Origin of the sequence: Kitasatospora sp. NPDC001540 (assembly GCF_042894345.1) — a bacterium.
GTDB classification, from domain to species: domain Bacteria; phylum Actinomycetota; class Actinomycetes; order Streptomycetales; family Streptomycetaceae; genus Kitasatospora; species Kitasatospora phosalacinea_C.
Map to the genome: position 1 here is coordinate 172,934 of NZ_JBIAVO010000004.1, position 25,094 is coordinate 198,027.

A 25,094-nucleotide genomic window follows, 5' to 3' on the forward strand; every position below is an offset into this window, starting at 1 on the left:
GCCGGGTCAGCCGCGACACGCCGCGGACCACACCCGACCGAAGTCGATGTGGCCTCGCGTCACGAGGGCGGGCTGCTCGGCTGTCATGTCGAACAGTTGAGCAGTGCCGCGGACGGTCCGTCAACCTTTCCGCCGGGGACGAAACACCGACGTCACACCCGCGTCCTTGACAGCCGCCGCTCGCTCGCGCGTACGATCGAATCGGAGCGAGAACTGCCCGGGCCCGGCCGAACTGCCGCCAGGCCCAGCCGCGTTGAGGGACGCGGCGCGCGTGAGTGACGGCATGCGGAGACCGCCTGCCCCGCCGCCCGTTGGAGCCCTCCATGGCCTCGCCCGCCGTCCCGTCCGCCAGCCCCCGCACCGCCGCTCCCCCGACCTCCGGGACCCCGGCCGACGCGTCCCCCGCCTCCGGGGCCCCCACCGACAAGACCCCGACCACCAAGGCCCCGGACGCCGCGCCGCCCGCCCTCGCCGGGCTGCCGGTCGTGCCCCGCCGCCGCCCCGGGCGGTACCTCAGCGGCGGCCTGGCGCTGCTGGCCGCCGCGCTGCTGGTGCGCTCGCTGGCCGGGAACGCCGCCTTCGAGTGGCCGGTGGTCGGCTCCTACCTGACCTCGCCGTCGATCCTGCGCGGCCTGCTGCTGACGCTGTGGCTGACCGGCGCGGTGGTGGCCCTCGGCTTCGCCCTGGGCACCGCGCTGGCGGTGGCCCGGCTCTCGGGCAACCCCGTGCTGCAGGGCCTGAGTTGGGGCTTCGTGTGGATCTTCCGGGCGACCCCGCTGCTGGTGCAGCTGCTGCTCTGGTTCAACATCGGGCTGCTGTACCCGACGCTGTCGCTGAGCCTGCCGTTCGGCGGCGAGCTGTTCTCGGTGAAGACCGTCAACCTGCTCGGCCCGGTGCTCACCGCCCTGATCGGCCTGACCCTGCACGAGGCCGCGTTCGCCGCCGAGGTGGTGCGCTCCGGCGTGCTGTCGGTCGACCAGGGGCAGTTGGAGGCGGCCGCCTCGCTGGGCCTGGGCCGCGGCCGGGTGCTGCGCCGGATCGTGCTGCCGCAGGCGATGCGGGCGATCCTGCCGCCCGCCGGGAACATGCTGATCGGCACCCTCAAGGGCACCTCGGTGATCAGCGTGCTGGCCGTCCACGACCTGCTGTTCTCCGCCCAGATGATCTACAACCAGACGTACCGGGTGATCCCGCTGCTGATGGTGGCCACCCTCTGGTACATCGCGGTGACCAGCGTGCTGTCCGTCGGCCAGTACTACCTGGAGCGGTACTTCGCCCGCGGCGCCACCCGCGGCGACCTGCCGCCGACCCCGCTCCAGCGGGCCCGGGCGGCGCTGGGCCGGCTCCCGCTCCGCCGCGCGGCCGGGCGGTGAGCGCGGTGCCCGTACTGGTCGTGATCGGGGCCGGGCCGCGCGGCACCGGCCTGCTGGAGCGGATCGCCGCCAACGCGCCCGAACTACTGGGCCCCGGCGTCGAGTTGGACGTCCACCTGGTCGACCCGCACCCGCCCGGCGGCGGCCGGATCTGGCGGCACGCACAGTCCCCGCTGCTGCGGATGAACTCGATGGCCGAGGACGTCACCATGTTCACCGACGAGCGCACCACCATGGACGGCCCGGTCCGCCCCGGCCCCTCGCTCGCCGAGTGGGCCGCCGACCCGGCCGCCCACCCCCCGTACCGCCCGGCCGAGGACGGGGAGGTGGCCGCGGAGCTGCGCGCCCTCGCCCCCACCGACTTCCCGACCCGGCGCGCCCAGAGCGGCTACCTGGACTGGGTGCTGCGCCGGGCCGCCGAGGAACTCCCGGACAACGTCCGGCTGTTCGTCCACCGGGACACCGCGCGCCGGATCACCGGCGACCCGGACGGGCCGCAGCGCGTCCACCTCTCCGGCACCGTGCTGCTCGCCGACCGGGTGGTGCTCGCCCTCGGCCACCTCGACTCCGCGCCCGGCCCCGACACCGCCGGACCCCGCGCGTTCGCCGCCCGCCACGGCCGCACCTACCTGCCGCCCGCCTTCACCGCCGACGCCGACCTCTCCGGCCTCGCCCCCGGCGAACGGGTGGTGGTCCGCGGCCTCGGCCTGGCCTTCGTCGACCTGGTCGCCCTGCTCACCGAGGGCCGCGGCGGCCGCTTCGCCCCCCGCCCCGGCGGCGGCCTGCGCTACCTCCCCTCCGGCCGCGAACCCGTGCTGTACGCGGGGAGCCGCCGGGGCGTCCCGTACCACGCCAAGACCGGCTACCGGCTCCAGGGCCCGCCCCCGCCGTTCCCGCGCTACTTCGGCCCCGGCCTTCAACTCCCGGACGAGCAGGTCGACTTCCGGCGCGACCTGTGGCCCGCGATGGCCAAGGAGATCGGCTTCGGCTACTACCACGAGCTGTTCCACGGCCACCCCGAGCGCACCGCCCTGTCCTGGCCGGAGTTCCTCGCCGCCTACGACCGCCACCCCTGGGACAGCCCCGAGCGGGTGGACCTGGTCGCCGCCGCCGTCCCCGACCCCGAGGACCGCCTCGACCTGGAACGGCTCGACCGCCCGCTCACCGGCCTGCGGGTCGGCAGCCCCGCCGAGCTCCAGCAGCACCTGCGCGCCCACCTGCGCGCCGACCTGGCCCGCCGCTCCGACCTGCGGCACAGCGCCGACCTGGGCGCCTTCTACGCCCTGCTCTCGCTCTACGGCCAGCTCGTCCACCTGCTGCCCGCCCACCCGCTCACCGCCCGCTCCACCGCCGCCCACCTGGACGGCTGGTGGAACGGCTTCTTCTCCTTCTACGCCTCCGGCCCGCCCGGCTTCCGCCTGGAGCAGTTGCTCGCCCTCTCCGACGCCGGGCTGCTGCACTTCCTCGGCCCCGAGCTGCGCGTCGACCTCGACGAGGAGCACGGCACCTTCCGCGCCTCCTCCCCCGCCCTGCCCGGCCACCACGTCCACGGCACCGCCCTGGTCGACGCCTTCCTCCCCCGGCACGCCCTCGACCGCACCAACGACCCGCTGCTGCGCCAGCTCCTGCGCGACGGCCGGATCGACGAGGAGCGGCTGACCGACCCCGACGGCCACGTCTACCGCTCCGGGCTGGTCCGCACCGACCCCGAGGCCCGGCTGATCGACCCCGCCCTCGGCCACCGCCCGCACCCCCGCCGCACCGCCCTCGGCGCCCCCACCACCACCCGCGCCCCCGCCGCCTTCGCCCGCCCGCGCACCGACGCCCCGTCCTTCCGCCAGAACGACGCCGTCGCCCGCCGCCTGCTCGTCGAACTGCAGAAGGAGGACTGAACGACCGCCGGACGACCGTGCCACCCGCACCGGATACGCTCCAGGCACCCGAGCCCTCCGGAGAACGCCATGGCCAAGCAGCCCCCGCACCGCGACCCCGCCCAGGACGCCCCGCACGTCGCGCCCCCGGCCCACGCCGCCGCCGGCCTGCCCGCGATCGGGCACACCCTGCGGATGGCCGCCGAGCAGATGTCCCCCGGCCGGGTGCTGTCCACCCTGCGCAGGGTCAACCAGCCGGGCGGCTTCGACTGCCCGGGCTGCGCCTGGCCCGAGCCGGACAAGCCGCACCTCGCCGAGTTCTGCGAGAACGGCGCCAAGGCCGTCGCCGAGGAGGCCACCGAACGCCGGATCACCCCGGCCTTCTTCGCCGAGCACCCGGTCGCCGCCCTCGCCGAGCGCTCCGGCTACTGGCTCGGCCAGCAGGGCCGGCTCACCACCCCGATGCTGCTGGACGAGGGCGCCACCCACTACGCGCCGATCGGCTGGGACGAGGCCTTCGCCTTGATCGCCGAGGAGCTGACCGCGCTCGACTCCCCGGACGGGGCGGCGTTCTACACCTCCGGCCGCACCTCCAACGAGGCCGCCTTCGCGTACCAGCTGTTCGCCCGCAAGCTCGGCACCAACAACCTGCCGGACTGCTCCAACATGTGCCACGAGTCCTCGGGTTCGGCGCTCACCGAGACGCTCGGCGTCGGCAAGGGCAGCGTCTCGCTCAAGGACCTGTACCAGGCCGACCTGATCATCGTCGCGGGCCAGAACCCGGGCACCAACCACCCCCGGATGCTCTCCGCCCTGGAGCGCGCCAAGCGGGCCGGGGCGCGGATCGTCAGCGTCAACCCGCTGCCCGAGGCCGGGCTGGAGCGGTTCAAGAACCCGCAGACCCCGCGCGGCCTGGTCGGCGGCGGCACCAAGCTCACCGACCTGTTCCTGCAGATCCGGCTCGGCGGCGACCTCGCCCTGTTCCGCGCCCTCAACCACCTGCTGCTCACCACCCCGGGCGCCGTCGACGAGGCCTTCGTCGCCGAACACTGCGCGGGCTACGACGAGTTCGCCGCCGACGCCGCCGAGCTGGACCGGGCGGCCGTGCTGCGCGCCACCGGCCTGCCCTGGGAGCAGATCGAGCAGCTGCACGGCCTGGTGCTGGGCGCGCAGAAGGTCATCGTCTGCTGGGCGATGGGCCTCACCCAGCACAAGCACGCCGTCCCCACCATCCGCGAGGTGGTCAACTTCCTGCTGCTGCGCGGCAACGTGGGCCGCCCCGGCGCCGGGGTCTGCCCCGTCCGCGGGCACAGCAACGTGCAGGGCGACCGCACCATGGGCATCTTCGAGCGCCCCTCCGCGGCCTTCCTGGACGCGCTGGGCCGGGAGTTCGCCTTCGAGCCGCCGCGCGTGCACGGCCACGACACCGTCGACACCATCCGGGCGATGCGCGACGGCCGGGTGAAGGTGTTCTTCGCGATGGGCGGCAACTTCGTCGCGGCCGGCCCCGACACCGACGCCACCGAGGCCGCGATGCGCCGCTGCCGCCTCACCGTGCACGTCTCCACCAAGCTCAACCGCTCGCACGTGGTCACCGGCGCCCGCGCCCTGATCCTGCCCGCCCTGGGCCGCACCGACCGCGACGTGACGGCCGCCGGGCCGCAGTTCGTCAGCGTCGAGGACTCCATGGGCATGGTGCACTCCTCCCGCGGCGGCCTGCGCCCGCCCGCGCCCGGCCTGCTCTCCGAGGTCGCGATCGTCACCCGGCTGGCCCGCGCCGTCCTCGGCCCCCAGGACCCCACCCCCTGGGAGGAGTTCGCCCTCGACTACGACCGGATCCGCGAGCGGATCGCCCGGGTCGTCCCCGGCTTCGACGACTACAACGCCAGGGTCCGCCGCCCCGGCGGCTTCGCCCTCCCGCACGCCCCGCGCGACAGCCGCACCTTCCCCACCGCCACCGGGAAGGCCAACTTCACCGTCAACCCGCTGACCGCCCCCGACGTCCCCGCCGGGCGGCTGCTGCTGCAGACCCTGCGCTCGCACGACCAGTACAACACCACCGTCTACGGCCTGGACGACCGCTACCGCGGCATCACCGGCGGCCGCCGCGTCGTCCTGGTCAACCCCGCCGACGCCGCCGAACTCGGCCTCGCCGACGGGCAGTTCGTCGACCTGGTCAGCGAGTGGACCGACGGCAGCGAGCGCCGCGCCCCGCGCTTCCGGGTGGTCCACTACCCGGTCGCCCGCGGCGGCGCGGCCGCCTACTACCCGGAGACCAACGTCCTCGTCCCGCTGGACTCCACGGCCGACATCAGCAACACCCCGACCTCCAAGTCCGTGGTGGTCCGCTTCGAGCCCGCGTAGCCGGGGGCGGGGGCCGGGGCCCGGGGGCCGGGGGCCTCAGCCCGCCGAGCCGCTCCCCGACGGCGAGGCCGAACCGCCCCCGCCGGACGAGGACCCCGAGCCGCTCGGCGTCCCCGCCACGCTCGGGGTGCCCGCCACGCTCGGCGTGCCCGAGCCCGAAGGCGTCCCGGTCCCGCTCGGTGTCCCGGAGCCGCTCGGTGTCCCGGAGCCGCTCGGCGTGCCGCTCCCGCTCGGGGTGCCCGAACCCGAAGGCGTCCCCGAGCCCGAAGGCGTCCCGGAGCCGCTCGGGGTGCCGCTCCCGCTCGGCGTGCCCGAACCGCTCGGCGTCGCCGGGTCGGTGGGCGTGGCGGACCCGCCGGGCGTCGGCGTCGGCGTGGTGGCGGGCGGGGTCGGCAGCGTGGAGGGCTTGGCGGGCTGGATCCTCACCGCGCCCAGCGGCACATCCGGCACCTTCCACGCGCCGCCCGCGTCGTCCGCCGCGTCGTCCCCGTCCGGCCGGACCGCGCCCAGGATCGGCATGGCCCCGATCTGCGTGACCTTCACCACGTCGCCGGTGTGCGGGGCCTGGACGATCAGTCCGCCGCCGATGTACATCCCGATGTGGGTGGCGCCGCCGTAGTAGACGATCAGGTCGCCGGGCCGGATCTGGTTCAGCGGGACGTGCTTGAGCTGCGCCCACTGTTCCTGGCTGGTGCGCGGGATGGCCTTCCCGGCGTGCAGCCAGGCCTGCGAGGTCAGGCCGGAGCAGTCGAAGACGTCCGGCCCGGCGCCGCCCCACACGTAGTCCTTGCCGAGCTGCTGCAGCGCCCAGGCGACCGCCTTGCGGCCCGTCGCCGAGGGCGTCCGCTCGCCCTTGCCGAGCGCGCCGGAGGCCAGGAAGGTCAGCTGGGCCTCGTTGGCCTGCTGCTTCTCCAGCTCGGCCAGTTCGTCGCGCTGGGCGCCGGTGAGCGAGCCGACCAGCTGCTCGACCTCGGCGAGCTTGGCGGCCACGTCGTTCCTGGCCTTATCCTGCTCGGCGGCCAGCGCCTGCGACTCGGCGACGGCCTGCTCGGCGGCGGTGCGCAGCGCGGTGAGGGTGTCCCGGTCGGCCTTGAGCCGGTCCAGGAACTCCTTCTGCGAGCGCCCGGCGGAGTGCAGCAGTTCGGCGATCACCACGGCCTCGTACGGGTTCTCGGCCATGAGCAGTTCGGCGTACCCGGAGACCTGGCTGTTGCGGTACTGCGCGGAGGCGAGCTGGGAGGCCAGGTCGGTGCCCGCGTCGACGGCGTTCTGCTGGAGCTCGGCCCGGGCGTCGAGGTCCTGCACGGTGGCCTGCTGCTCGGCGAGCGCGGCGACCGTCCCGTTGTACTTCTCGGTGGCGGTCTCGGCCTGCTGGTAGAGCGCGTGCAGCTGTTCGAGCATCGGCCCGAGGGTGCGCTTGGCGTCGGCCAGCGGGTCGGACCCGGCGGAGACCGTCGGGGCGCCGGGCTGGGGGACGGCGTACGCGGCCGAGGCGAGGAACGGCAGGGTGAGCGCGGCGGCGGCGAGCACCGCCCCGCAGCGCAACGCGGCGCGCACCCAAGGTCGCAGGCCGGTCGATTCGGTCCGCTGCCCTGCCCCCATCGGCCGGCCCTCCCCTGGTTGTCCGTCGGCGATCGGACCGATCCTGCCACGGGAAGGCCGGTCAGGGGCAGGTGCTTTCGGGGCCGCCGGGTGAATTCTCATCCGGTTCCGACTGTGAGACCGGTCTCACCGGGGGGCCGGGTCTCCACGGGACGGGGCCCGGTCCTCCACGGGAACCGGACGGTTCGGCAACTCCCGCGCAACGAACGGAACCGCGACTCCGCGTCCAGTTAACCTCCCGTTCACTATCCCTCCCTACCTTCGCCGAGGACAGCAACGTCAGTCCGACCACTACGACGATTGTTTGGGTATGGAACACATCACGTTCCTGGTGGCCGTTGTGATCATCACGGCGCTCGCCTTCGACTTCACCAACGGCTTCCACGACACCGCCAACGCGATGGCCACCTCCATCGCGACCGGCGCGCTCAAGCCCAAGGTCGCCGTCGCGATCGCGGCGGTGCTGAACTTCGCCGGGGCCTTCCTCTCCGTGAAGGTCGCCACCACCATCTCGGGCGGCCTCGTCAACGAGAAGGCCGGACTGCAGCCCTCGATCATCTTCGCCGCCCTGGTCGGCGCGATCCTGTGGAACCTGCTGACCTGGCTCAAGGGCCTGCCCTCGTCCTCCTCGCACGCCCTGTACGGCGGCCTGATCGGCGCCACCGTGGTGGGCGTCGGCCTGCACGGCGTGAACTTCTCCACCGTGGTCTCGAAGATCCTGATCCCGGCGGTGGCCTCCCCGATCATCGCGGGCCTGGCCTCCTGGGGCGCCACCAAGCTGGCGTACCTGATCACCCGGGGCGCGCCGAAGGAGGGCACCGAGAAGGGCTTCCGCCGGGGCCAGATCTTCTCCTCCTCGCTGATCTCGCTCGCCCACGGCACCAACGACGCGCAGAAGACCATGGGCATCATCACGCTGACCCTGATCTCGGCCGGTGCCCTGCACAAGGGCGACGGCCCGCCGACCTGGGTGATCGTCAGCGCCGGCCTGGCCATCGCGCTCGGCACCTACATGGGCGGCTGGCGGATCATCCGCTCGATGGGCTCCGGCCTGGCCGACATCAGGCCGCCGCAGGGCTTCTCCTCGGAGACCGCGGCCGCGACGGTGATCCTGACCTCCTCGCACATGGGCTACGGCCTCTCCACCACCCAGGTCTGCTCCGGCGGCATCATGGGCGCGGGCCTGGGCGGGCCGTCCGGGAAGCTGCGCTGGGGCATGGTGCGCCGGATGGCCTACACCTGGGGCCTGACCCTGCCGGCCGCCGCCGTGGTCTCCGGGCTGGCCGCGCTGGTCGCGGACCGCGGCAACTGGGGCGTGGCCGTGGTCGGCCTGGCGCTGGTGCTGGGCGCCGGTTCGATGTGGCTGGTCTCGCGCCGCCAGCCGGTGCACGCCGACAACGTCAACGAGGTGGCCCCGGTCGCCGCCGAGGTGCCCGCCGTGGTCGCCCCGGCCGCCGCCGCCCCGACCACCCTCGCGGCCTGAGAGGAACCCCGCCGTGAACATCAAGTGGGCCGCACTGGCCGAGACCGCGGGCGTCAGCCTGCTGGTGACCGTCTCCGTGGTCGTCGTCTTCGCGCTCGGCAACCTCGCCCTGTCCCGCCGGGAGGCCGCCGTGGCGGCCGGCACCGGCCGGGGCGTCCCGGCGCTGGTCGCTGCGGGCGTCTGCTTCGCGGCCTGCACGGCCGTGGTGCTGTACGGCATCTCGCTGATCGCCGCGAAGTAGCGCACGGCGTATCGGAGCAGCGCACGACGCACGACGAAGGGCCCCCGCCGCGACGGCGGGGGCCCTTCTCGCATGTCGTCGGTGGCGCCTCCGCGGCGCCGGTCGGATCGGTCGCCGGTCAGTCCTTGACCAGCTCCGCCGCCTCGGCCCCGGCGGGGGCGGCCGGACGCTCCTCGTTGGAGGTGCGCAGCGGCACCTCGCGGATGAACAGCACCAGCAGGAAGCCCACCACCGCGAACGGCGCGGCGACCAGGAACACCGTGCCCACGCCGTGCCCGAACGCGTCGGTGACCAGCGGGACGATCTGCGCGGGCAGCTTCTTGAGGTCCGGGATGCCGTCGCCGGACGCCCCGGTGGCGGGGATCCCGGCCTTGGCGAAGTTCTCCGCGGTGTAGCTGGCGACCTTGTGGCCGAGCAGCGCGCCGAGCGCGGAGACGCCCATCGCACCGCCCATGGTGCGGAAGAAGGTGACCGTGGAGCTGGCCGCGCCGAGCTCGTTGCGCGGCACCGTGTTCTGCACCGCGAGCACCAGGTTCTGGCTGGTCAGGCCGAGGCCGATGCCGGCCAGCAGCATGTAGAGGGCGAGCAGCCCGTACGCGGTGTCGGCCCGGGCGGTGCCCAGCAGGCCGAGGCCGACGGCGAGCAGCACGGTTCCCGTGACCAGGAAGCCCTTCCACTTGCCGTACTTGGTGATCATCTTTCCGGCCACCGTGGAGGAGACCGCCAGGCCGAAGATCATCGGCAGGGTGAGCAGGCCGGCCTGGGTGGGGGTCTTCTCCTTGGCGAGCTGGAAGTACTGGCCGAGGAAGGTGGTGGTGCCGTACATGCCGACGCCGACGAAGGCGCTGGCCACCGCGGCGAGGGTGACGGTGCGGTGCCGGAACAGGTCGAGCGGGATGAGCGGCTCGGCGGCGCGCTTCTCGACCAGCACGAACAGCCCGGCCAGCGCCAGGCCGCCGATCACCATGACGGCGGTCTGCCAGGAGACCCAGTCGTAGTTCTTGCCGGCCAGCGAGATCCAGATCATCAGCAGGCTGACGGCGGCGGTGACCAGGGTCGCGCCCAGGTAGTCGATCTTCGGCTTGCGGGCGGGCGCCTCGGGGAGCTTGAGGGTGCGCTGCAGCACCAGGATGGCGACCAGCGCGAACGGGACGCCGACGTAGAAGCACCAGCGCCAGCCGAGCCAGGAGGTGTCCACGATGACGCCGCCGATCAGCGGGCCGCCGATGGTGGCGAGCGCGAAGACCGCGCCGAAGTAGCCGCTGTAGCGGCCGCGTTCGCGCGGCGGGACCATCGCGGCCAGGCAGATCTGGCCGAGCGCGATCACGCCGCCCGCGCCGATGCCCTGCAGCACCCGGCAGAAGATCAGCATGCCGATGCTCTGCGACAGGCCGGCCAGGCCGGAGGCGAGGACGTAGATCACCATGGCGATCTGGACCAGCAGCTTCTTGCTGACCAGGTCGGAGAGCTTGCCCCAGAGCGGGGTGGCGGCGGTGATCGAGAGCAGGGCGGCGGTGACCACCCAGGTGTACGCGGACTCGCCGCCGTGCAGGTCGGTGAGGATCCGCGGGAGGGCGTTGGAGACCACCGTGGAGGAGAGCACGGCCACGAACAGGCCGAGCAGCAGGCCCGAGAGGGCTTCGAGTACTTGACGGTGGGACATCCGGTCCTGCGGAGGTGCGGGGAGGGTCGTCGACATGCGTTTCCTTCGACTGAAAATTCGTTGCCTCAAGCAACTATACGTGGATAGTTGACTAAGGCAACTTTCTTCAAGCCCAGGTAAAGGAATCATCCCGACGCGCCGCCCTCAGACCCCCTCGGTCGACTCGTTGAACCGCTCCAGCAGCCGGGCGAACTGCTCCAGCTCGCTCGGCTCCCACCCGGCCAGCGAGGCCCGGAACCGCGCCATCCGCTCCTCCCGGGCCGCCGCGAACCGCCGCTCGCCCTCCTCGGTCAGCGACACCAGCGAGGCCCGCCGGTCCAGCGGGTCGGTCTCCCGCCGCAGCAGCCCCAGCTCCTCGATCGCCCGGATCTGCCGGCTCACGGTGGCCTTGCCCACCCCGAAGTGCAGCCCGACGTCGGTCACCCGGGCCCGCCCGGACTCCTGGATGAACCCGAGCAGCACGTACCCCCCGGCCTCCAGCTCGGGGTGCACCCGCCGGGAGATCTCGGCCGCCCGCGCCCGGCTGCGCCGGAACAGCGTCGCCACTTCCCGCTCGACCGCGAGAAACGCCAGCTCGGCGGGGCTCCGCCCGTCCAGGGGGTCACTCATGGCGGACAGTATCGCGCAGCCCGCGCCTCCCCCGGCACCCGGCCGCCACGTGGTACGAAGTAACGATTTGGACGTTTTCGCCGCATTCATCGCTATGTGAGGGGACACCACACCATGGCCCACCAGGCAGAGCCAGGGAAGGGCTTCCTCGGCGACCTCCGGGACGCGGTCACCCCGCGCGCGTTCTTCCTGGTCGTCGCGGTCCTGCTGCTCCAACTCGGCTTCATCACCTCGTACGTGGGCGCGCTGCACCACCCGACGCCGCACGAGCTGTCCATCGCGGTGGTCGCCCCGCCGGAGGTCGCGCCCAAGCTGGTCGGCGCACTGGAGGCCGTCCCGGACGACGCGGTCCGCGCCTCCGTCCTGCCGGACGGGGACACCGCCCGGGCCCGGATCAAGGACCAGAAGATCTACGCGGCCTGGGTCGTCGACCCAACCGGCACCCAGGACGCGCTGCTGGTCGCCGACGCCCGCGGCCCGGCCGCCGCCACCGCCGCGGAGGGCATCGTCGGCAAGCTGGCCGCGAGCCAGGGCCGGACGGTGGTGGTGGACGACACCATCCCGCTGGCCAAGGGCGACGCCGAGGGCCTGTCGGCCTTCTACCTGGTGGTCGGCTGGTGCGTGGGCGGCTACCTGGTCGCCTCGATCCTCGGCATCAGCGCGGGCTCCCGCCCGGCCAACACCGCCCGGGCGGTGCTGCGGCTGGGCACGCTGGCGCTGTACTCGGTCGCGGCGGGCCTCGGCGGCGCGCTGATCATCGGCCCGGTCCTGCACGCGCTGCCCGGCTCGATCGCCGCGCTCACCGGCCTGGGCACCCTGGTGGTGTTCTCGGTCGGCGCCGTCACCATGGCCCTGGAGTGCCTGTTCGACGTGGTCGGCATCGGCCTGGCGGTGCTGCTCTTCGTGGTGCTGGGCAACCCCAGCGCGGGCGGCGTCTTCCCGCCGCCGCTGCTGCCCGCGTTCTGGCGGGCGATCGGCGAGTGGATCCCGAACGGGGCCGGCACCTCCGCCGCCCGCTCGATCGCCTACCTGGACTCCACCAACCTCACCGTGCCGTTCCTGGTGCTGGCGGCCTGGGCGGTGGTCGGCGTCGGGGTGACCTTCCTCGCGGTGGCCCGCACACCGCGCCTCGGCCGCCCCGTCCCTCGCGGGACGTGAGCGGCCGAGGTGCGACGGACCGGGGGCGGGGTCAGACCCGCTCGGGCTCCCGCCCCGGCTCCTGGTCCTGCCGGCCCTGGGCGACCCGGTCGGACAGCTGGGTGAACACGAAGCGGTTCATCGCCCAGAAGCGGAAGGCCATCGCCAGCAGGGTGCCGATGATCATGCCGCTGAAGAAGTCGGCGAGCTCCTGCGTGAAGTGGCTCACGTCCGGCGTGCGGAGGTCGAACACGTACCGGGAGGCGACCAGCGGGAGGTCGTTCACGCCCACGGCCAGCGCGCTGACCACGAAGAACCCGGCGGCCTCGCGCTTGCGCCCGGCCGCGCGGAAGGACCACTGCCGGTTCAGCACGTACGAGACCACCGTGGTGATCACGGTCGCGACGGTGAGCGCCATGACCGGCTTGCTCTCCAGCACGGACATCTTCAGGGCGAAGTTGATCAGCATGGTGAGGATGAAGCAGGTTCCTCCCACCACGAGGAACTTCACCAGCTTGCGGTGCTTGACCAGGAACGGACGGTAGCGCTCCGGAACTGCGGCCAGCGCGCGCTGCGTAGGGGACGGCATGCGGGAAGTGTCCCACGGGCCCGGAGCGGCAACCACCAGGGGCCTCGGAAGTGCGCGCGCTTCCGAGGCCCCCGGCGTCCGTCAGGCCGCCGCCACCAGCACCTCCGCGGGCTCCAGCGCGAGCCGCAGCACCTCCCGGACGTCCGCCACCGGGTGCACCGACAGGCGCTCCAGCACCTCGGCGGGGACGTCGTCCAGGTCCGCCTCGTTGCGCTTGGGGATGATCACCGTGGTGATCCCGGCCCGGTCCGCGGCCAGCAGCTTCTGCTTCACCCCGCCGATCGGCAGCACCCGCCCGGTCAGCGACACCTCACCGGTCATCGCCACGTCGGCGCGCACCTTGCGGCCGGACAGCAGCGAGGCCAGCGCCGTGGTCATGGTGATGCCCGCGCTCGGGCCGTCCTTCGGCACCGCGCCGGCCGGCACGTGCAGGTGGATGCCCCGCTCGCGCAGCCCGGTCACCGGCAGCTCCAGCTCGGCGCCGCGCGAGCGCAGGTAGGAGAGCGCGATGTGCGCCGACTCCTTCATCACGTCGCCCAGCTGGCCGGTCAGGGTCAGCCCGGTCGAACCGGTCTCGGCGTCCGCCAGCGAGGCCTCGATGTAGAGGACGTCGCCGCCGGCCCCGGTGACCGCCAGGCCGGTCGCCACGCCCGGCACCGCGGTGCGCCGCTCGGCCGGCTCCTGCGCCGCCTCCGGCACGTGGTGCGGGCGGCCCAGCAGCGCCCGCAGGTCGTCCGGGCCGACCGCGGCGGGCAGCTCGCGCTCGCCCAGCTCGGCCTGCGCGGCGACCTTGCGCAGGATCCGCGCGATCGACCGCTCCAGGTTCCGGACGCCTGCCTCCCGGGTGTACTCGGCGGCCAGCCTGCGCAGCGCCGCCTCGTCCACCGTCAGCTCGGCCCCGTCCAGGCCCGCCTTGGCGAGCTGGCGCGGCAGCAGGTGGTCGCGGGCGATGGCGACCTTCTCGTCCTCGGTGTAGCCGTCGAGGCGGACGAGGTCCATCCGGTCCAGCAGCGGCTCCGGGATGGCCTCCAGCACGTTCGCGGTGGCCAGGAAGACCACGTCCGAGAGGTCGAGCTCGACCTCCAGGTAGTGGTCCCGGAAGGTGTGGTTCTGCGCCGGGTCCAGCACCTCCAGCAGGGCCGCCGCCGGGTCGCCCCGGTAGTCCGAGCCGACCTTGTCGATCTCGTCCAGCAGCACCACCGGGTTCATCGTCCCGGCCTCCTTGATCGCCCGGACGATCCGGCCGGGGATCGAGCCCACGTACGTCCGCCGGTGGCCGCGGATCTCCGCCTCGTCCCGCACGCCGCCGAGCGCGACCCGCACGAACGAGCGGCCCATCGCCTTCGCGACGCTCTCGCCGAGCGAGGTCTTGCCGACGCCGGGCGGGCCGACCAGCGCCAGCACCGCTCCCCCGCGCCGCCCGCCGATCTGGCCCAGCCCGCGGTCGGCCCGGCGCTTGCGCACCGCCAGGTACTCGACGATCCGGTCCTTCACGTCCGCCAGCCCGGTGTGGTCCGCGTCCAGCACGGCACGGGCCCCGGCGATGTCGTACGCGTCCTCGGAGCGCTCGTTCCAGGGCAGCTCCAGGACGGTGTCCAGCCAGGTGCGGATCCACGAGCCCTCGGGCGACTGCTCGCTGGCGCGCTCCAGCTTGTCGACCTCCTTGAGCGCCGCCTCGCGCACCTTCCCGGGCAGCGCGGCCGCCTCGACCCGGGCCCGGTAGTCCTCCTCCTCGGAATCGGTCTCGCCGTTCAGCTCGGCCAGCTCCTTGCGCACCGCCTCCAACTGGCGGCGCAGCAGGAACTCCTTCTGCTGCTTGGCCACGCCCTCCTCGACGTCCTTGCGGATGGTGTCGTTGACCTCCTCCTCCGCGAGGTGCTCGCGCAGCAGGCTCAGCGCGTACTCCAGCCGGGCCGGGCGGTCCGCCTCCAGCAGCACCTTCAGCTTCTGCTCGGCGGTCGCGAACGGCGCGTACCCGATGTTGTCGGCCAGCTCGCCGACGTCCTCGATCGCGGCCACCCGGTCGACGATCTGCCAGGCCCCGCGGCGGCGCAGCCACTTCGTCGACAGCGCCTTGTACTCCTTGACCAGCTCGGCCGCCCGCCCCGCCACCGGCAGCCCCTGGTCCGACTCCTTGAACGGCGTGGTCTCCACCCACAGCGCGGCCCCGGGCCCGGTCGTCCCGGCCCCGATCCGCACCCGCCGCACGGCCCGCACCAGCGCCGCCGGGTCGCCGTCCGCCAGCCGCCCCACCTGCTCGACCGTCGCCAGCGCGCCCACCGCCGCGTACGACCCGTCCAGCCGCGGCACCAGCAGCACCTGCGGCTTCCCCCCGGCGCTCCCGGCCCGCGCCGCCTCCACGGCGGCGCGCACCTCGGGGTCCGACAGCTCCAGCGGAACCACCATGCCGGGGAGCACCACCTCGTCGTCGAGCGGCAGCACAGGCAGAGTGAGCGGAACGGACGTCGATGCCATGATCTCTCCCCAGTCAGTGAAGTTGAGTTGACCTGACTAAGGTTCGGCGATCCGCGATTGTTCCCCGCCCCGTGTTCGCTCCCGGAGAACACGCCTCGCACCACCGGCGCGCAGCAGGAACCCCGCGCCCCGTCAGGGGCGCGGGGAGAACCGCGCGCGGCGGAAGGAGCCCGTCAGGAGGACCGCGGCACGGGCCGGAGCCCCGCCCACGCCGCGACCCGCCCGCCCCAGGAGCGCCGGGGCCGCCGGGGCCCGCCCCCGCGGACGACCGGCCACAGCGCGACGCCCACCGCCAGCGCGGCCGGGTGGCCGATCGCGGTGACCAGGTCGGCGTCGCCGACCACCTGGTGCCCGATCAGCGCCACCCCCGCGCCGAGCGCGACCTTCCGCCCGGTCGGCCCGAGCAGCCCGGCGAGCGCGCCCAGCGAGGCCAGCACCCCGTACGAGACGCCGATGTCCATCGCGTCCAGCAGCCCCGCCTCGGCGTGGCCGGTGGCGACCGCGGCGACCACGACCCCCTGCGAGAGCAGCGTCGCGGTGACGTGGCCGGCCCCGAAGACGCCGAGGGCACGGAGGCCGCCGATCCGTCGTTCCAAGGGTGCGACGGTGAGGGCGAAGGCCCAGAAGTACGGCATCCAGACCGGCCCGGCGACCCACAGGCCGCTGCCGACGAGGGAGAGCGCGGGGTGGGCGAGCAGGTTGTGCGCGTCGGTGGAGGAGAGCGACTGGAGCCGGTGCACGGTGTCGGGGTCGCCGAAGCGGGCGTAGAGGGTGGTGCCCAGCAGCAGGGTGAGGTAACCGAACGCGAACGGGTTGGTCCGCGGGGTGGGCACGGCCCGCAGCCCGGGCCTGATCAGTCGTCGTCGCAGCTCCGCGCTGGTCATGGTGCCTCCCGAACGCCTTGTCGTGCCCACGATACGGGGGGCGGGTGAGAGGTGTCTGAGGAACTTCTGTGAAGACCTCGGCCCGGGCGCGTGCCGCTCGCACACGTACCGTTACAGCTCGCAAGTGCTGCGGGTAAGGTATCGGCCCGTGCCCGTTCCGAACGGGGACCTGCCAAACCTGATGCGTCCGCCGACGGGGCACACCCGCGGCGGAACAGCACGACGGAAACAAGACGACTACGAGCGGCGCCCGCCGTCCCCCCGGACGGCCGGACCGCGAGCCCTGGGGGCGGTGGCGTGACCGTGACAGAGATGCAGCAAGAGACGATCAGCAGTGGACCGGTGGGCACCCAGCGACGGGTGCTCGTCGTGGAGGACGAGCCGACCATCGCGGAGTCGATCGCGGCGCGGCTGGGAGCCGAGGGCTTCAAGGTGGCGGTGGCCCACGACGGGCCGGGCGCGGTGGACGGGTTCCACACCTGGCAGCCGGACCTGGTGGTGCTGGACATCATGCTGCCGGGCTTCGACGGCCTGGAGGTGTGCCGCCGGATCCAGGCGCAGCGCCCGGTGCCGGTGCTGATGCTGACCGCGCGGGACGACGAGACGGACCTGCTGGTGGGTCTGGGCGTCGGCGCGGACGACTACATGACCAAGCCGTTCTCGATGCGCGAGCTGGCGGCCCGGGTGAACGTGCTGCTGCGCCGGGTCGAGCGGGCCCAGCAGGCGGCCCGCACGCCCGCGCTGGGGTCGCTGCGCTTCGGCGAGCTGGAGATCGACCACGTGCAGCGCCGGGTCCGGCTGGGCTCGGGCGACGTGCACCTGACGCCGACCGAGTTCGACCTGCTGGCCTGCCTGGCGGCGCAGCCGCGCGCGGTGCTGACCCGCGAGCAGTTGCTGGCCGAGGTGTGGGACTGGACCGACGCCTCGGGCACCCGGACGGTGGACAGCCACGTGAAGGCGCTGCGCCGGAAGATCGGCGCGAGCTGGATCCGCACGGTGCACGGGGTCGGGTACGCGCTGGAGGCCCCGCTGTCCTGACCGGTCGCCGCCGGTCCGGGCCTCCGCGGGGGTCCGCGCGGCGGCCCGGCCCCGCCGCGCGCCGCGCCGGGGTGCGCCACCGAGGACGAGTCGCAGGGACACCATGACCTTTCCGCAGCAACGCAACGGGGACGCCGATCCGGCCGCTCCCCGGCCCCCGCTCGCGCGCCCCCCGCTCGCGGTGCGCGCCGCGCGCCGGGTGTGGGCGGACATCCGCCCCTTCGACCCGGTCCGCTCGATCAAGGGCAAGCTGGCCCTGCTGGTGGTCGTCTCGGTGGTGCTGGCCACCGGGATGGTGGTGGTGGCGATCCGGTCGGAGACCCAGATCCGGATCATCATGATCTTCTCGCTGATCGCCTCGCTGCTGTTCATGCAGTTCCTGGCGCACGGCCTGACCGCGCCGCTGCGCGACATGACGGCGGCGGCCCGGTCGATGGCGGAGGGCGACTACAGCGCCCGGGTCGAGGTCTCCTCGCGGGACGAGATCGGCGAGCTGGCCGACACCTTCAACCGGATGGCGGCCGACCTGGAGGCCGCGGACCGGCACCGCCGCGAGCTGATCGCCAACGTCTCGCACGAGCTGCGCACCCCGATCGCGGCGCTGCGCGGCCTGTTGGAGAACGTGGTGGACGGCGTGGTGAAGCCGGACCCGAAGAACCTGGGCACCGCGCTGGAGCAGACCGAGCGGCTGGGCCGCCTGGTGACCCACCTGCTGGACCTGTCGAAGCTGGACGACGGCGTCGTCCCGCTGGACTCCCGCCCGTTCCAGGTCGGCCCGTTCCTGGACGGGGTGCTGCGCGGGGTGACGGTGGACGGCGCGACGGCCGGCGGCGCGTACGCCCGGCGCGGGGACGTGCGGCTGGCGCTGGACGTGCAGCCGCCGGACCTGGCGGCGGTGGCGGACGCCGAGCGGCTGCACCAGGTGGTGGCGAACCTGGTGGACAACGCCTGCAAGCACTCCCCGGCGGGCGGCACCGTGACGGTGCGGGCCCGGGCGGCGGAGGGCGGCGGGCTGCTGCTGGAGGTGGAGGACCAGGGCCCGGGCATCCCGGCGGCGGACCGCGAACGGGTCTTCGAGCGCTTCGGCCGCAGCGGTTCGCCGACCGCGCTGGGGCCGGGCAGCGACGGCGGGACGGGCCTGGGGCTGGCGATCGCGCGCTGGGCGGTGGACCTGCACGGCGGCCGGATCCGGGTGGCGGAGGCGGCCGCGGGCTGCCGGATCGAGGTCACCCTCCCGGGTGAGTCCCCGGTGCCCGCCTGAGACTGTGGCGGAATCGGTACAAACCGGGGCCGGGCCGCTCGGAGCCGGTCCCCGGCCGGAGTCCTCAAGTGGTCCAGACCACTGATTCGTCCGATTTTCTTCCGGTATGCCCACGACCGATCGATGCCCCCGTTCCCTGATTTCCGGCGTCACTAACGCACGGATCCGGCCAAAAACCGGCCCGGCAATGTGATCTGGGCGACGCCTGACCACCGGGGACTGCGCGATCACTCGTCGGAGGCGTAGCCTTAATCCCCGCTGTCCACCATCCCAAAAGGAAGCGGAAGAGGGCGGTTGCCCCGTGTCGCCACACCAAGAAACCCCCAGCTCGGCAAGTTCCACTGGCTTCGGCCCCAATGAGTGGCTCGTCGACGAGATCTACCAGCAGTACCTCCAGGACCCGGCCTCGGTCGACCGCGCCTGGTGGGACTTTTTCGCCGACTACAAGCCCGGTACCGAGGTGACTCCAGTGACCCAGGCCGCAACTCCGGTCGGCGCCCAGCCGACCCCCGTTGCCGCTCCCGCTGCCGCTGCTCCGGCCGCGCCCGCCGCCCCCGCGCCCGTCGCGCCGGCGCCCGCGCAGCCGGTGGCCGCCCCCGCGCCGCTCCCGGCCGCCCCCGCCGCGCCGCCCGCGCCGAAGGCGGCGGCCCCGGCCGCCGCCGCTCCGGCCAAGGCCGCCGAGGGCCCCGAGCTGACCGTGCTGCGCGGCCCGGCCAAGGCCGTGGCGTCCAACATGGACGCCTCGCTGGAGGTTCCGACCGCCACCTCGGTGCGCGCCGTCCCGGCGAAGCTGCTGATCGACAACCGCATCGTCATCAACAACCACCTGCAGCGCGCCCGCGGCGGCAAGGTGTCCTTCACCCACCTGATCGGCTACGCGCTGGTGCAGGCCGTGAAGGCCAACCCGGGCATGAACTACAGCTACAAGGTGGAGGACGGCAAGTCCTACCTGGTGAAGCCCGAGCACGTGAACCTGGGCCTCGCCATCGACCTGGTCAAGCCGAACGGCGACCGCCAGCTGGTCGTCGCGGCCATCAAGAAGGCCGAGACGCTCGACTTCTTCGGCTTCTGGCAGGCCTACGAGGACATCGTCCGCCGGGCCCGCGCCAACAAGCTGACCATGGACGACTTCACCGGCGTCACGGTCTCGCTGACCAACCCCGGCGGCATCGGCACCGTGCACTCCGTGCCGCGCCTGATGCAGAACCAGGGCACCATCGTCGGCGTCGGCGCCATGGAGTACCCGGCCGAGTTCCAGGGCTCCTCGCCGGAGACGCTGGCCCGCCTGGGCATCTCCAAGATCATGACCCTGACCTCGACCTACGACCACCGGGTCATCCAGGGCGCGGCCTCGGGCGAGTTCCTGCGCTCGATCCACCAGCTGCTGCTGGGCGCGAACAACTTCTACGACGAGGTGTTCGAGTCCCTGCGGATCCCGTACGAGCCGGTGCGCTGGGCCACCGACGTGGCGACCACCCACGACGACGAGGTCAACAAGACCGCCCGCGTCATGGAGCTGATCCACTCCTACCGGGTCCGCGGCCACCTGATGGCCGACACCGACCCGCTGGAGTACATGCAGCGCAAGCACCCCGACCTGGACGTCACCACGCACGGCCTCACCCTGTGGGACCTGGAGCGCGAGTTCGCGGTCGGCGGCTTCGGCGGCCAGAAGATGATGAAGCTCCGCGACATCCTCGGCCTGCTGCGCAACACCTACTGCCGCACCGTCGGCATCGAGTACATGCACATCCAGGACCCGGCGCAGCGCAAGTGGCTGCAGGACCGCCTGGAGAAGCCGTACACCAAGCCGGAGCGCGAGGAGCAGCTGCGCATCCTGCGCCGGCTGAACTCGGCCGAGGCCTTCGAGACCTTCCTGCAGACCAAGTACGTCGGGCAGAAGCGCTTCTCGCTGGAGGGCGGCGAGTCGCTCATCCCGCTGCTGGACGCCACCATCGACGCCGCCGCCGAGCACCGCCTCGACGAGGCCGTGATCGGCATGGCCCACCGCGGCCGCCTGAACGTGCTGGCGAACATCGTCGGCAAGCCGTTCGGCAAGATCTTCGGCGAGTTCGAGGGCAACCTGGACCCGAAGTCGATGCACGGCTCCGGCGACGTGAAGTACCACCTCGGCTCCGAGGGCACCTTCACCGGCCTGGACGGCGAGACCATCAAGGTGTCGCTGGCCGCCAACCCCTCCCACCTGGAGACCGTCGACCCGGTGGTCGAGGGCATCGCCCGCGCCAAGCAGGACATCCTGGACTTCGGCGGCACCACCTTCCCGGTGCTCCCGATCCAGATCCACGGCGACGCGGCCTTCGCGGGCCAGGGCGTGGTCGCGGAGACCCTGAACATGTCGCAGCTGCGCGGCTACCGCACCGGCGGCACCGTGCACATCGTGGTCAACAACCAGGTCGGCTTCACCGCCGCCCCGGCCTCCTCGCGCTCGTCGATGTACTGCACCGACGTCGCCCGGATGATCGAGGCGCCGATCTTCCACGTGAACGGCGACGACCCGGAGGCCGTGGTCCGCGTCGCGCGGCTGGCCTTCGAGTTCCGCCAGCAGTTCCACAAGGACGTCGTGATCGACCTCATCTGCTACCGCCGCCGCGGTCACAACGAGGCCGACAACCCGTCGTTCACCCAGCCGCTGATGTACGACCTGATCGACAAGAAGCGCTCGGTGCGCAAGCTCTACACCGAGGCGCTGATCGGTCGCGGCGACATCACCATGGAGGAGGCGGAGCAGGCGCTCCAGGACTTCCAGGGCCAGCTGGAGAAGGTGTTCGCCGAGGTCCGCGAGGCCACCGCCGCCCCGGCTCCGGCCGAGACCGGCCGCCCGGTCGCCGACTTCCCGGTGTCCATCCAGACCGGCATCTCCGCCGAGATGGTCAAGCGGATCGCCGCCTCGCAGGTCAACCTGCCGGACTGGCTGACCGTGCACCCGCGCCTGCTGCCGCAGCTGCAGCGCCGCGCCGCCTCGGTCGAGGACAACACCATCGACTGGGCCACCGGCGAGGCGCTCGCCATCGGCTCGCTGCTGATGGAGGGTCACCCCGTCCGCCTCGCCGGCCAGGACTCGCGCCGCGGCACCTTCGGCCAGCGCCACGCGGTGCTGATCGACCGGAACACCGGCGAGGACTACACCCCGCTGATGTACCTGACCGAGGACCAGGCCCGCTTCACCGTCTACGACTCGCTGCTCAGCGAGTACGCGGCGATGGGCTTCGAGTACGGCTACTCGCTGACCCGCCCGAACGCGCTGGTCATGTGGGAGGCGCAGTTCGGCGACTTCGTCAACGGCGCGCAGACCATGGTCGACGAGTACATCGCCTCCGCCGAGCAGAAGTGGGGCCAGCACTCCGGCGTCGTCCTGCTGCTGCCGCACGGCATGGAGGGCCAGGGCCCGGACCACTCGTCCGCCCGCCCGGAGCGCTTCCTGCAGCTGTGCGCGCAGGACAACATGACGGTCGCCATGCCGACCCTGCCGTCGAACTACTTCCACCTGCTGCGCTGGCAGGCGCACAACCCGCACCACAAGCCGCTCATCGTCTTCACCCCGAAGTCGATGCTGCGCCTGAAGGCCGCGGCGTCCGCCACCTCCGAGTTCCTGAGCGGCTCGTTCCGCCCGGTGATCGGGGACAGCACGGTCGACCCGGCGCAGGTCCGCAAGGTGGTCATCACCTCCGGCAAGTTCTACTACGACCTGGAGGCGGCCCGGACCGAGCGCGGCGTCACCGACACCGCGATCGTCCGCGTCGAGCGCCTGTACCCGCTGCCGGTGGCCGAGCTGCAGGAGGAGCTGGGCCGCTACGGCGAGAACGTCCAGTTCGTCTGGGCGCAGGAGGAGCCGGCGAACCAGGGTGCCTGGCCGTTCATCGCGATGAACCTGGTCGACCACCTGCAGGTCGTGATCGGCCGCTCCGGCGGCAACGCCCGACTGCGCCGGGTGGCCCGTCCGGCCTCCTCGGCCCCGGCCGTGGGTTCCGCCAAGCGGCACGCGGCCGAGCAGCAGGCGCTGATCGAAGAGGTGTTCGCGCTCTGACGCGCTGAACGCGGCACGGCACGGCGCGGCACCGCCCCGTCCCCCGGTTCCCCGGGGGCGGGGCGGTTCCGTTTCCGGACCGTGACGCCCGGGGGGACACCGCGGGCTGCACGGGATCTGACGGATCGATAGGTTATGGTTCGCCGTTCCCGCCTCCGGGTGCCGGGACGGCCGCCTCTCGATCCGCTCGTCCACAGGGGGACCCGCCGCATGGCAGCCGACACTCCGCAGCACGCCGCACCGCTCCCGCCGGTCTTCCAGCCGCTGCTGGCGGACGACCCCCGGGAGGTCGGCGGCTACCGGCTGTTCGCCCGGCTCGGGGCGGGCGGCATGGGCCGGGTCTACCTGTCGTACACGCCGGGCGGCCGCCCGGTGGCGCTCAAGGTGGTGCGCCCGGAGTTCGCCGAGGACGGCGAGTTCCGCCGCCGCTTCGCGCAGGAGGTGAGCAGCGCCCAGCGCATCCACGGGCTGTACACGGCGCAGGTGATCGACTCCGGCGGCCTGGAGTCGGGCGCGCCGTGGCTGGTCACCTCGTACGTGCCGGGGCCCTCGCTGCAGCAGGTGGTGCGCGAGCACGGGGCGCTGCCGGTGCGGACGGTGCTGCTGCTGGTCGGCGGCATCGCGGAGGCGCTGCAGGCGATCCACAGCGTCCAGGTGGTGCACCGGGACCTCAAGCCGGCCAACGTGCTGGTGGCCTCGGACGGGCCGCGGGTGATCGACTTCGGCATCGCCCGGGCCGCCGACGCGACGGCGCTGACCGGCACCGGCTACCGGATCGGCTCGCCCGCGTTCATGTCGCCGGAGCAGGCCCAGGGCAGGCCGGTCACCCCGGCCACCGACGTGTTCGCGCTGGGCGCGCTGACCGCGTACGTGGCGGGCGGCGCGCCGCCGTTCGGCGACGGGCCGGACACCGCGGTGCTGTACCGGGTGGTGCACGAGGAGCCGGACCTGAGCACCGTCCCGGCGCCGCTGCGCGAGCTGGTCGGCCGCTGCCTGGCGAAGGACCCGGCGGACCGGCCGACGCCCGCCGAGATCATCCGGGCGGCCCGGGAGCACCCGGTGGTGGGCGGGCAGCTGCGGTTCGGCGAGGACTGGCTGCCCGGGCAGGTGAACACCGAGATCACCCGGCGCTCCGACCTGCCGCGGACGCCGCCGACCCCGCTGCCCGCGGCGCCGCCGACCCTGCCCGCCACTCCCCCGCTGCCGGTCGCCGCCCCGTTCGCGCAGCAGCCCGCCCCGCTCGCGCCCCCGTCCGCGCCGCCGCTCGCGTCGCCCGTGCCGCAGCCCGCCCCGCTCGCGCCGCCGTCCGGCGCGTTCGGGCCACCGGCCCCGGCCCCGGTCCCGGAGGCGGCGGCCGCCCCGGCCGACCCGACGCTGCGGCTGACCGAGCGGCACACCCCGCCGCCCGGGCCCGCCGCCCCGCTGGCCGCCGAGCCGCCCGTCGCGGAGCCCGCGCGGCCGGAGCGCCGGGGCGGGGTGTCCTGGAAGACCCTGCTGGTGGTCACGCTGGTGACGCTGCTGGCGGGCACCACCGGCGGCCTGGTGCTGATGAAGACGCTGAACAAGGACGACGACAACCACCCGGTCGCGACGCAGACCGTCACGGTGGGCCCGTCCCCGGCCGGGGGCGGGTCCGGCAGCCAGGACCAGGTGGCGGCGCCGTCGGAGGCCCCGTCCAAGCACGCCACCTCGGCGTCCGCCTCGCCCTCCGCCCGCAAGAGCGGGGCGCCCGCCGGGTTCACCGCGGTCTACACCGACCGCGAGCTGTCCGCGCCCAGCAACGACTACGGCTTCGACCTGCTCAACGGCAAGGTGGTGCCGACCTCCCTCAGCGACACCCTGCTGCGGCCCAGCTACGACAAGCTGTACGTGCCCGACGACTACGACCGGTACCTCAGCAAGGCGGACTCGCTGACCCCGCAGGAGTGCTCGGACGCCATCGACAAGAACCCGAGCGCGGCGTTCCCGTACGCCGACCTCCCGCCGGGCCGGATGATCTGCGTGCGCAACCGGCAGACCTGGAGCGTGGCGGTCATGAAGATCAACAACGTCGGCAACGACGGCGCGGTGTCGCTCTCGCTCAGCTACTACCGGTACAACGGCTGATCGGAGCCGCACTATCCTGGAGCCCGACGGACCGAGAACCCGCACCCCCGGAGCGAACCACCGTGTACTTCACCGACCGCGGCATCGAGGAGCTGGAGAGCCGGCGTGGCCAGGAGGAGGTCACCTTCGAGTGGCTGGCCGAGCGCCTGCGGGAGTTCGTGGACCTGAACCCGGACTTCGAGGTGCCGGTGGAGCGGCTGGCCACCTGGCTGGCCCGGCTGGACGACGAGGACGACGAGTGAGCGGCTGACGACGCGTCAGCACCGCGGCCCGGAAGGCGAGTTCGCCTTCCGGGCCGCGGCCGTTCCCGGGGTTCTCCCGGAGCGGCGCCTCGGGGTGCGCTCCGGGTCGGG

At 73.4% G+C, this 25,094-nt stretch carries 17 protein-coding genes; 11 read left to right on the forward strand and 6 right to left on the reverse strand.

Going from position 1 to position 25,094, the window contains the following annotated elements:
• Window positions 1–323 precede the first annotated feature (323 nt).
• The 3 genes from ACFY00_RS07625 to ACFY00_RS07635 all read left to right on the forward strand — a co-directional run bounded on the left by ACFY00_RS07625 (window position 324) and on the right by ACFY00_RS07635 (window position 5,608).
• Complete coding sequence (locus tag ACFY00_RS07625; protein ID WP_388028288.1) at window positions 324–1,373, forward strand: amino acid ABC transporter permease; 1,050 nt, start codon at window positions 324–326, stop codon at window positions 1,371–1,373.
• A 5-nt stretch (window positions 1,374–1,378) separates the two neighbouring features.
• Window positions 1,379–3,265, forward strand: coding sequence for an FAD/NAD(P)-binding protein (locus tag ACFY00_RS07630; RefSeq protein WP_388028290.1), 1,887 nt, complete (start codon window positions 1,379–1,381; stop codon window positions 3,263–3,265).
• Window positions 3,266–3,334: 69 nt separating this feature from the next.
• Entirely contained in the window at window positions 3,335–5,608 is a 2,274-nt protein-coding gene (locus ACFY00_RS07635; protein WP_388028292.1) for an FdhF/YdeP family oxidoreductase, read from the forward strand.
• Window positions 5,609–5,644: 36 nt separating this feature from the next.
• On the opposite strand, the gene ACFY00_RS07640 is transcribed toward ACFY00_RS07635, so the two are convergent.
• Window positions 5,645–7,210: an NlpC/P60 family protein gene (locus ACFY00_RS07640; RefSeq protein WP_388028294.1), complete on the reverse strand. Its 1,566-nt coding sequence runs from the start codon at window positions 7,208–7,210 to the stop codon at window positions 5,645–5,647.
• A gap of 310 nt (window positions 7,211–7,520) precedes the next feature.
• Between ACFY00_RS07640 and ACFY00_RS07645 the strand changes: the two genes are divergently transcribed.
• Window positions 7,521–8,693: an anion permease gene (locus tag ACFY00_RS07645; protein WP_388028295.1), complete on the forward strand. Its 1,173-nt coding sequence runs from the start codon at window positions 7,521–7,523 to the stop codon at window positions 8,691–8,693.
• A 13-nt stretch (window positions 8,694–8,706) separates the two neighbouring features.
• Entirely contained in the window at window positions 8,707–8,934 is a 228-nt protein-coding gene (locus ACFY00_RS07650; protein WP_380467567.1) for a hypothetical protein, read from the forward strand.
• Between the two features lie 118 nt (window positions 8,935–9,052).
• Here the strand turns inward: ACFY00_RS07650 and ACFY00_RS07655 are convergent, their stop codons facing one another.
• Both ACFY00_RS07655 and ACFY00_RS07660 read right to left on the reverse strand, forming a co-directional pair.
• The gene (locus ACFY00_RS07655; protein ID WP_388028297.1) at window positions 9,053–10,633 is read right to left on the reverse strand and encodes an MDR family MFS transporter; all 1,581 of its coding nucleotides are present in this window, start codon (window positions 10,631–10,633) and stop codon (window positions 9,053–9,055) included.
• A gap of 108 nt (window positions 10,634–10,741) precedes the next feature.
• Complete coding sequence (locus tag ACFY00_RS07660) at window positions 10,742–11,206, reverse strand: MarR family winged helix-turn-helix transcriptional regulator (protein WP_388028299.1); 465 nt, start codon at window positions 11,204–11,206, stop codon at window positions 10,742–10,744.
• 114 nt (window positions 11,207–11,320) lie between these two features.
• Here ACFY00_RS07660 and ACFY00_RS07665 point away from each other — a divergent pair, with 114 nt between their 5' ends.
• Window positions 11,321–12,364, forward strand: coding sequence for a DUF3533 domain-containing protein (locus ACFY00_RS07665; protein WP_388028300.1), 1,044 nt, complete (start codon window positions 11,321–11,323; stop codon window positions 12,362–12,364).
• A gap of 31 nt (window positions 12,365–12,395) precedes the next feature.
• Here ACFY00_RS07665 and ACFY00_RS07670 read toward each other — a convergent pair whose 3' ends face one another.
• From ACFY00_RS07670 to ACFY00_RS07680, 3 genes are all read right to left on the reverse strand, one after another.
• Window positions 12,396–12,932, reverse strand: a complete 537-nt coding sequence (locus tag ACFY00_RS07670) for a GtrA family protein (RefSeq protein ID WP_388028302.1) — start codon at window positions 12,930–12,932, stop codon at window positions 12,396–12,398.
• Between the two features lie 81 nt (window positions 12,933–13,013).
• A complete protein-coding gene (gene lon / locus ACFY00_RS07675) occupies window positions 13,014–15,407 on the reverse strand; it encodes an endopeptidase La (protein WP_388028304.1) in 2,394 nt (797 codons plus the stop codon).
• A 173-nt stretch (window positions 15,408–15,580) separates the two neighbouring features.
• Window positions 15,581–16,291, reverse strand: coding sequence for a rhomboid-like protein (locus tag ACFY00_RS07680; RefSeq protein ID WP_388028305.1), 711 nt, complete (start codon window positions 16,289–16,291; stop codon window positions 15,581–15,583).
• Between the two features lie 312 nt (window positions 16,292–16,603).
• Here ACFY00_RS07680 and ACFY00_RS07685 point away from each other — a divergent pair, with 312 nt between their 5' ends.
• From ACFY00_RS07685 to ACFY00_RS07705, 5 genes are all read left to right on the forward strand, one after another.
• Window positions 16,604–17,329: a response regulator transcription factor gene (locus ACFY00_RS07685; RefSeq protein ID WP_033212075.1), complete on the forward strand. Its 726-nt coding sequence runs from the start codon at window positions 16,604–16,606 to the stop codon at window positions 17,327–17,329.
• Window positions 17,330–17,432: 103 nt separating this feature from the next.
• On the forward strand, window positions 17,433–18,590 hold the full coding sequence (locus ACFY00_RS07690; protein WP_388028307.1) for an ATP-binding protein: 1,158 nt from the start codon (window positions 17,433–17,435) through the stop codon (window positions 18,588–18,590).
• Between the two features lie 301 nt (window positions 18,591–18,891).
• Window positions 18,892–22,635, forward strand: a complete 3,744-nt coding sequence (locus ACFY00_RS07695) for a multifunctional oxoglutarate decarboxylase/oxoglutarate dehydrogenase thiamine pyrophosphate-binding subunit/dihydrolipoyllysine-residue succinyltransferase subunit (protein WP_388028309.1) — start codon at window positions 18,892–18,894, stop codon at window positions 22,633–22,635.
• Between the two features lie 210 nt (window positions 22,636–22,845).
• Window positions 22,846–24,741, forward strand: coding sequence for a serine/threonine-protein kinase (locus ACFY00_RS07700; RefSeq protein WP_388028311.1), 1,896 nt, complete (start codon window positions 22,846–22,848; stop codon window positions 24,739–24,741).
• Between the two features lie 62 nt (window positions 24,742–24,803).
• Entirely contained in the window at window positions 24,804–24,983 is a 180-nt protein-coding gene (locus tag ACFY00_RS07705; RefSeq protein WP_014138038.1) for a DUF6104 family protein, read from the forward strand.
• Window positions 24,984–25,094: the final 111 nt, after the last annotated feature.

Excerpts from the sequence above, each read along its gene's own strand:
- ACFY00_RS07625 (WP_388028288.1), top strand. The coding sequence starts at position 324 with ATGGCCTCGCCCGCCGTCCCGTCCGCCAGCCCCCGCACCGCCGCTCCC.
- ACFY00_RS07635 (WP_388028292.1), top strand. The coding sequence starts at position 3,335 with ATGGCCAAGCAGCCCCCGCACCGCGACCCCGCCCAGGACGCCCCGCAC.
- ACFY00_RS07640 (WP_388028294.1), bottom strand. The coding sequence starts at position 7,210 with ATGGGGGCAGGGCAGCGGACCGAATCGACCGGCCTGCGACCTTGGGTG.
- ACFY00_RS07645 (WP_388028295.1), top strand. The coding sequence starts at position 7,521 with ATGGAACACATCACGTTCCTGGTGGCCGTTGTGATCATCACGGCGCTC.
- ACFY00_RS07655 (WP_388028297.1), bottom strand. The coding sequence starts at position 10,633 with ATGTCGACGACCCTCCCCGCACCTCCGCAGGACCGGATGTCCCACCGT.
- ACFY00_RS07660 (WP_388028299.1), bottom strand. The coding sequence starts at position 11,206 with ATGAGTGACCCCCTGGACGGGCGGAGCCCCGCCGAGCTGGCGTTTCTC.
- ACFY00_RS07665 (WP_388028300.1), top strand. The coding sequence starts at position 11,321 with ATGGCCCACCAGGCAGAGCCAGGGAAGGGCTTCCTCGGCGACCTCCGG.
- ACFY00_RS07670 (WP_388028302.1), bottom strand. The coding sequence starts at position 12,932 with ATGCCGTCCCCTACGCAGCGCGCGCTGGCCGCAGTTCCGGAGCGCTAC.
- lon (WP_388028304.1), bottom strand. The coding sequence starts at position 15,407 with ATGGCATCGACGTCCGTTCCGCTCACTCTGCCTGTGCTGCCGCTCGAC.
- ACFY00_RS07680 (WP_388028305.1), bottom strand. The coding sequence starts at position 16,291 with ATGACCAGCGCGGAGCTGCGACGACGACTGATCAGGCCCGGGCTGCGG.
- ACFY00_RS07685 (WP_033212075.1), top strand. The coding sequence starts at position 16,604 with ATGCAGCAAGAGACGATCAGCAGTGGACCGGTGGGCACCCAGCGACGG.
- ACFY00_RS07690 (WP_388028307.1), top strand. The coding sequence starts at position 17,433 with ATGACCTTTCCGCAGCAACGCAACGGGGACGCCGATCCGGCCGCTCCC.
- ACFY00_RS07700 (WP_388028311.1), top strand. The coding sequence starts at position 22,846 with ATGGCAGCCGACACTCCGCAGCACGCCGCACCGCTCCCGCCGGTCTTC.